This is a genomic window from Pantoea sp. CTOTU49201, from assembly GCF_032054795.1.
GTDB lineage: Bacteria > Pseudomonadota > Gammaproteobacteria > Enterobacterales > Enterobacteriaceae > Pantoea > Pantoea symbiotica.
In genome coordinates, this window is record NZ_DAMBSA010000227.1 from 1 (window position 1) to 7,674 (window position 7,674).

Annotated in this window: 6 protein-coding genes and 1 pseudogene; 4 read left to right on the forward strand and 3 right to left on the reverse strand. The window is 54.8% G+C overall.

The features are described from left to right. Positions 1–285: pseudogene (locus RTY00_RS15565) on the forward strand (tRNA 2-thiocytidine(32) synthetase TtcA); the annotation flags it as partial. A gap of 452 nt (positions 286–737) precedes the next feature. Here the strand turns inward: RTY00_RS15565 and zntB are convergent. Next, positions 738–1,721 (reverse strand): zinc transporter ZntB, encoded by a 984-nt coding sequence (gene zntB / locus RTY00_RS15570; RefSeq protein WP_256696524.1) that lies wholly within the window; start codon positions 1,719–1,721, stop codon positions 738–740. A 121-nt stretch (positions 1,722–1,842) separates the two neighbouring features. Further along, positions 1,843–3,462 carry a peptide ABC transporter substrate-binding protein gene (locus RTY00_RS15575; RefSeq protein ID WP_312665057.1) on the reverse strand — a complete coding sequence of 540 codons (1,620 nt, stop codon included), beginning with the start codon at positions 3,460–3,462 and terminating at the stop codon, positions 1,843–1,845. A 210-nt stretch (positions 3,463–3,672) separates the two neighbouring features. On the opposite strand from RTY00_RS15575, the gene mpaA reads away from it, so the two are divergent. Beyond that, on the forward strand, positions 3,673–4,386 hold the full coding sequence (gene mpaA, locus RTY00_RS15580; protein WP_312665058.1) for a murein tripeptide amidase MpaA: 714 nt from the start codon (positions 3,673–3,675) through the stop codon (positions 4,384–4,386). On the opposite strand, the gene ycjG is transcribed toward mpaA, so the two are convergent. Continuing rightward, positions 4,355–5,341: an L-Ala-D/L-Glu epimerase gene (gene ycjG / locus RTY00_RS15585; protein ID WP_312665059.1), complete on the reverse strand. Its 987-nt coding sequence runs from the start codon at positions 5,339–5,341 to the stop codon at positions 4,355–4,357. The two genes, mpaA and ycjG, sit on opposite strands and share 32 nt — an antisense overlap. Before the next feature lie 143 nt (positions 5,342–5,484). Here ycjG and tpx point away from each other — a divergent pair, with 143 nt between their 5' ends. Then, positions 5,485–5,988, forward strand: a complete 504-nt coding sequence (tpx, locus tag RTY00_RS15590) for a thiol peroxidase (protein WP_312665060.1) — start codon at positions 5,485–5,487, stop codon at positions 5,986–5,988. Between the two features lie 287 nt (positions 5,989–6,275). Beyond that, positions 6,276–7,655 carry a glycoside-pentoside-hexuronide (GPH):cation symporter gene (locus RTY00_RS15595; protein WP_061718803.1) on the forward strand — a complete coding sequence of 460 codons (1,380 nt, stop codon included), beginning with the start codon at positions 6,276–6,278 and terminating at the stop codon, positions 7,653–7,655. Positions 7,656–7,674: the final 19 nt, after the last annotated feature.

Sequence of the window (7,674 nt, forward strand, 5' to 3'; positions counted from 1 at the left end):
AACCTGCAACGTCAGGTAGTCGCCGATATGCTGCGCGACTGGGATAAACGTTATCCGGGACGTATCGAAACCATGTTCACCGCAATGCAGAATGTGGTGCCATCACATATGGCCGACATCAATCTGTTCAATTTCAAAGGCATCAAACACGGTGATGCCGTGGTAGATGGCGGTGATTTGGCGTTTGATCGTGAAAGCTTGCCGGTGCAGCCTGCGGGCTGGCAGCCAGAAGAGGACGACGCGCCCAATCTCAACGTGCGTCTTGATGTGCTGGAAATTAAATAATCGGTTTTGCTGTTAAAAAGGCGCGTCGCTTCGGCTACGCGCCTTTTTTATTAGCGGTGCGGTGGTGGATCCTGGATCGGTGGAAATTCGGGATCGTACGGAGGTTGTGCGGGTGGTATCGGCTGCGGTTGTGGAATCGGTTCGGGAATCGGTGGTGGGTCGGTAGGAATTGGTTCGCTGGCAATGATCGCTTGCATGCCCTTCTCCTTGTCGCTGAATGTCCTTTAAGCATAGGAAAGGATGAGTATTCAAGCCAAGCGGGCAAAAAAAAGCCGGCGGATAGGCCGGCGTCGTACGAATCAAATGTGCTATGCAGTAATTCAAAAAAGGAAGTAAGACAATATGGAGCGCAACGCCCATCGCTTGACGTTGCATTCACCTGCGGGAAAGAGTTTGCCCCGATTGCCCTGGCGGGATATTGATATCGATCAGGTTTAATCCGCTTTTTTGCCTTACAACCATTTCCGCCGTTTCAGCCATATCGCCACGCCGCCCACCATCACCAGCAGCAGCACGCAGAAGGCGGTGAAACCCAGCGCCCAATTGCCGCCGGGAATGCCGCCAAGGTTGACGCCGAATAAACCGGTGAGGAACGTGGCTGGCAGGAAGATCATCGCCATCAACGACATGGTATAAGTGCGACGGTTCATCGATTCCGCAAGGATTGACGCCACTTCATCTGCCAGAATCGAGGTTCGCGCCACGCCCGCATTGAGATCGTCCAGTCCACGTCCCAGACGATCGGCGACCTCTTGCATGCGGCGGCGATCGTCATCATTCATCCACGCCATCTTCTCGATGGCCAGTCGCGCATAAACATCACGCTGCGGTGCCATATAGCGACGCATCACAATCAATTGCTTACGCAGCAGCGCCAAATCGCCGCGCGCAGGCACTTCCTGATTCATCAACGCATCTTCCAGTTCGATTATTTTATCGTGCATCTCTTCGATAAATTCACTGGCGTGATCGGTTAACGCATCGCACACATCCACCAGCCAGCTGCCGCCGTCAACCGGACCATTACCGTTTTGCAGATCGGTCAGCACGGCATCAATGGCGTACACTTTGCGACGGCGCGTCGAGACAATCAGCTTGTCGTTGATAAACACGCGCATCGCCACCAGCTGATCCGGACGCGAATCGGCATTATGGTTCACGCTACGCAGCACAATCATGAAGCCGTCGCCAAGGCGCGTGACGCGCGGACGCATGCTATCGCCCGCCAGCGCGTCACGCACAGAATCGGGGATCAACGGCGTGTTTTGCAGCCATTCCGCACTTTGCCGTTGGGTGTAATTGAGGTGCAACCAGCAGGGACGTTCGCAGTTAATGACATCTTTATCTTCGATGGGGATCATGCCGCCTGCGCCATCCAGCTGACAGGACACAATAGCATCGGATACTTGTAACGCTTTTCCTTCAATGACGTTCACGAACTCGCCTCACTATCAAAATCAATACGATACAGTCTAGCGTGGCGCAGACCAGTTGCAATCATCAGGCTGTGAGCAAAGATGACAGGCGGTCACAATCACCGCCTGCGGATAGGCTGGATTAATGCTTCTCAATCCACAGATCGCGGCTGTAGGCGACGTCTTCAGGATTGGTGATCGGATATCCTTTCACCCACGGTTTGATCAAGCGGCCGTTGGTATATTGATAGATCGGCGCGATCGGTGCCTGATCGGCGATGATCTGCTCGGCTTTGTTGTAATCGGTGTTACGCGCCGCCACGCTGGTTTCGGTGCTGGCTTTGGTAATCACCGCATCGTAATCGGCACTGCGGAAGCGCGCGATATTGCCGGTGTGGGTCGAGGTCAGCAGACTAAGGAAGGTTGAAGGCTCATTATAATCGCCGATCCACGAGGCGCGAATCACATCGAAATTGCCGCTGTTACGGCTGTCGATATAGGTTTTCCACTCCTGATTTTGCAAGGTGACATCCACGCCGAGATTCTTCTTCCACATTGAAGCTACCGCGATAGCGATTTTCTGATGGCTTTCCGAGGTGTTGTAGAGCAGCGTCAAATGCAGCGGTTTGCCGGGTCCATAACCTGCCGCCGTCAGCAACGCTTTGGCCTGCGCGTTCAGCTCCTGTTGGCTATGTTGTTGCAGATAGCTTTTCATCGGGGTGAAACCGGCGGTAACGTCCGGCGTAAAGTGCCAGGCCGGTTTCTCGCCGGTGCCCAATACTTTCTCCGCGATAATTCGTCGATCGATGCTCCACGACAGCGCCTTGCGTACGCGTACATCAGCGGTTGGCCCTTTCTCGGTATTGAACGCGTAGTAATAGGTGCCAAGCTGATCCGGCGTATACACCTGACCAGGCAGCTCTTTCTTCAGCAGCGCGTACATGTTTTTCGGGAAGGATTCGGTGATATCGATGTCATTGGCGCGGTAACGCTTAGTCGCGCTGGACTCTTCATTAATCGGGATAAAGGTGACTTTGGTCAGCACCGATTTTTTGTCATCCCAATAGTTGGCGTTGCGCACCAGCACGATTTTTTCGTTCACCACACGATCCTGCAGCTGATAAGCACCATTGCCAACCAGCTTGCCCGGTGAAGTCCAGCTATCGCCCTCTTTTTCAATCACTTTCTGCGATACCGGATACATCGCGGCATTGGCAACCATGCTCGGGAACCACGGCACAGGACGTGACAACGTCACCTTGAGGTGTGTTGCATCAGTCGCCGTCACCCCGAGTTTATCGGCGCTCATCTGCCCTTTGGTGATCGCTTCCGCGTTCTCAATGCCGCTCAGCGCGGCAAACCAGGCAAACGGCGAACTGTTCTTTGGTTCAACTAAACGTTGCCAGCTAAAGACAAAATCCTGCGCGGTCACCGGCTCGCCGTTTGACCAGCGCGCATCTTTGCGCAGCGTAAAGATCCAGGTTTTGTTATCGTTGCTGCTCCAGCTTTGCGCTACGCCCGGAACGATCTTTCCGTGGGCATCCTGGTTGGTCAGCCCTTCAAACAGATCGCGCATCACCTGAATTTCCGGCAGACCAACCGCCTTCATCGGATCGAGTGAAGCGGGTTCATCTTTAATATGGCGAACGATTTCCTGCGAGCTGGCCAGCTGTGCGCCCGACGGCACGTTGGCGGCGAATGCGGGTGAGACTGCACTGGCTACAATTAACGCAGTCAGCGTCTTGCGGAACGTTAGTTTCATCACCACTCCTTTACGCGAAAAAAATGGCGACCGCGAAGAGATTGTGTCGCCAGCAACGTTTGGCACTTTATCGCAAATTGCTGATTGATATATAGCTATTTCCCCGCAGGCTATTTACCGTTATGTTGAGGCTGGATTCCCGGTCACATTTTTTACCTTGAGCGCCAGAAGGTTTTTGGCGGTGTTGGAAGCATTTCAGAGAGGAACGTCATGTCGTCATACCATCCACGTCCGCTGCGCGGCAAGCTGGACGCTGTCTGGCAGCAATACGGGCAATCGGTGCTGGGCGCGCCGCTGCTGTGGTTTCCGGCACCCGCCGCCGATGCCGAAAGCGGGCTGATTATCGCTGGCACCCACGGCGACGAGAATGCTGCGATTGCCACTTTATCCGGTGCGATGCGCACCTTGCCGGAGGCGCTGCGGCGTCATCACGTTGTTCTGGCGGTCAATCCTGATGGTTGTCAGTTGGGACTGCGCGCCAACGCCAACGGCGTCGATCTCAACCGTAATTTCCCTGCCGCTAACTGGCAGAATGGCGACACGGTGTATCGCTGGAACAGCGAAGCGGATGAGCGCGATGTGGTGCTCTCAACCGGATCAGGTCCCTCTTCCGAACCGGAAACCCGCGCGCTGTGCCAGCTGATTCATCAGATCAAACCGCGCTGGGTGGTTTCATGGCATGAACCGCTGGCCTGTATTGACGATCCGCACCAAAGCGATTTAGCGCAGTGGCTGGCGCAGCAAACCGCGCTGCCGGTGGTGAGCAGCGTGGGTTATGCCACGCCGGGTTCGTTTGGCAGCTGGTGCGACGATCTCGGCCTGTTATGCATTACCGCCGAGATGCCGCCGATTTCAGTCGACGAAGCCACCGAAGTTTATCTGGAAGCGATGATCAATCTGCTGCGCTGGCAGCCAGCGGCTTGAGTACGCCGTGAGAGAAATGCAGCGACGGTTCAACATCGGCTGCGAGCCAGGTTGGACCGTCGAGATCCGCGAAGGTCGCCTGCGCCGTCAGCGGTAATGCCGCACGAATCGCCCGCGAGGTGCAGAGCATGCAGCCAAGCATAATGGCGAATCCCTGTTGCTGCGCCGCCTCTGCCAGCGCGAGCGCTTCGGTTAATCCACCGGTTTTATCCAGCTTGATATTCACCATCTCATAGCGCCCTTTCAGCTGCGCCAGGCTTTCACGCGTGTGACAGCTTTCATCGGCGCAGATCGGCAGCGGATGGATAAAGTTGCCCAGCGCGCTGTCTTCTGCGGCGGGCAGCGGCTGTTCCAGCATGGCGACGTTGAGATCGGCCAGTAGCTGACAACGCGCCGCCAGGCCCTCGGCATGCCATGATTCGTTAGCGTCGACAATCAAGGTCACTTCCGGAACCGCGCTGCGTATCGCCACCAAACGCTCGCTGATCAGGTGATCGTCCATTTTGATCTTCAATAAACGCGCGCCATGCTGCCACAGCGCCTGCGCGCTGCTGGCCATCGCATCAGGCGTGTCGATGCTGATGGTGTGCGCGGTAACAATCTCGTCGGCCAGTTGCACAGCGCACAATTGCACCAGGCTTTTGCCCTGCTGCTGACGTTCCAAATCCCACAATGCGCAGTCGATGGCGTTGCGCGCCGCGCCCGCCGGTAACGCCTGTTGCAGCGCTTCACGCGTCATCCCGCTTTGCAACGCACTCAGCTGCGAGGCGATCTGCTTGAGCACTGACTCCTCGCTTTCACCGTAGCGCGCGTACGGCGTCGCTTCACCGACGCCTTTAACTCCATCCTGCTCGATTTCCACCACCACGACATGCGCTTCGGTACGGCTGCCGCGTGAAATAACAAACGGCGAATGTAACGGCCAGGCTTCCGGATAACTCTTCACTGTTCTCATTATTTCTCCTTAAATCCGTCGCTTAAATGCGAGCCGGCTCGATTATCGCCAGGAAATGCGCTCGTAAACCCTTAAAAATTATGTCATAAACAAACGCTATATCTTAAAAGTCAGATATTTCATCGTTAAAAAAAGGAAATCACATGTCTCAGACTGTTCACTTTCAGGGCAATCCGGTGCCGGTTGCAGGCCAGTTCCCACAAGTTGGCGAGCAAGCTAAACCTTTCAGCCTGGTCGCCAAAGATCTTGCTGACGTATCCCTGGCTAATTATGCAGGCAAACGCAAAGTTCTGAACATTTTCCCAAGCATTGATACTGGCGTGTGTGCGGCTTCGGTGCGTAAGTTTAACGAGCGTTCAGGTGAAGCGAACAACACGGTCGTGCTGTGCATCTCTTCCGACCTGCCTTTCGCTCAGTCACGCTTCTGTGGCGCAGAGAACGTCAGCAACGTGATCACGCTCTCTTCCCTGCGTGGCGCTGAGTTCAAAGAAAACTATGGCGTGGCGATTGCTGATGGCCCGCTGAAAGGCCTGACCGCGCGTGCCGTGGTGGTGCTGGATGAAAACGATAAAGTGATTTACAGCGAGCTGGTGAATGAAATCACCGAAGAGCCAAACTACGATGCGGCGCTGGCTGCGCTGAAGTAATTTTTGCTCGCTGTTTAGGCGAAACTGAAAGCACCGAATGATTAATTCTTCGGTGCTTTTTTTATGCCCGCCTTCAACTCAGTTCCCTTTTTAACCCATTGATTTATCGTGATACGTAGCACTTCTTCCTGCCTTGTTGCATTTTTGCTGTGATTCTTGTTACCCGTATCACATTAATCAAAAAACATAAAACCCGTAACAGATCCCGCAATTGTTCCCGTCCGCTTCGCTACCTATAACTAACCGTCAATTGCCCTTAAGCGATTCAAAGAGAGGCGGGAATCTTTATGCAAGCAAGCTTATCCATTAAAGAAAAAATCAGTTACGGCCTCGGTGATATGGCCAGCCATATCGCCATCGATAACGTCATTATTTTTCTCACCTTTTATTACACCGATGTGGTGGGCCTGCCCGCGATCTTTGTCGGCACGCTGTTTTTACTGGCGCGCGTTGCAGATGCGGTGATCGATCCCGCGATGGGGATGGTGGCTGACCGAACCCGTTCACGTTGGGGCAAATTTCGTCCCTGGTTATTGATGCTGGCAGTACCGTTCGGCGTCAGTTGTATGCTGATTTATGCGGTGCCGGAAAGCCTGTCGCTCACCGGAAAAATGATTTACGCCGCCGTGACCTACAGCCTGATGATGCTGATGTACACCGCCATCAATATTCCTTACTGCTCCATGGGGGCGATTATCACCGCCGATGATAATCAGCGCATCTCCCTGCAATCATGGCGTTTCTTCCTGGCCACGCTGGGCGGCGCGATGTCCACTTTCCTGATGATCCCGCTCGCCACCTGGCTGGGCGGCGGTAACAAACTGGACGGTTACTTCGCGGCGATGTCAATTATGGCGACGCTGGCAACCTTGCTGTTCTTTATCTGCTTCCTCAACACCCGCGAACGTATCAATGCGCCCGCCAACCACGGCAATTTTCTCGCCGATCTGCGAGATTTGCTGCGGAACGATCAGTGGCGTGTGGTCGCATTGCTGGTGTTCTGCAATATCTCGTTCGGCGTGGTTAGACTCGGCGCGATGATGTACTACGTCACCTATTTTCTGGGTAACGCCAGTCTCTTCATGTGGCTGCTGGCCGCGCATATCGTCGGCAAAAGCGTCGGTAGCGTGCTGGCAAAACTGCTGACGCGCCGCCTAAACAAAATCACCGCTTTTACCCTCAGCGCCATCACTGCCGGTGTGTTAAGTATCAGCATCGTGTTCCTGCCGGGATCGCTGGCGCTGTTAGTCGGCATGACGTTCATCGTTTCCAGCTTCTATCAGGTCACCACCACGCTGATGTGGGTGATGATGGCCGATGTGGTGGATTACGGTGAATATCGTCAGGGCAAGCGCCTCGATGGCACTGTCTTCTCCACGCTGCTCGCCGTATTGAAAATGGGCATGGCGATCAGCGGCGCGATTGTTGGCTGGACGCTGGGTCTGAGCGGTTACGTTGCTCAGGCACCGCATCAGCAGCCTGCCGCGATGATGGCCATCGTCGCACTGTTTTCAGTGGTTCCCGGCCTGCTGTCGCTGTTGAGCGCGCTGGCGATGCGCGGCTACAAACTTAACGATGCCACCATGCGCACCATCAATCAGAACAAAGTGTCAGCCCAACCGGCTGCAACGGCCTCCACCCTTTTACAACCACAGGAGTTGTCATGAGTGAATTACGCGCCGAATC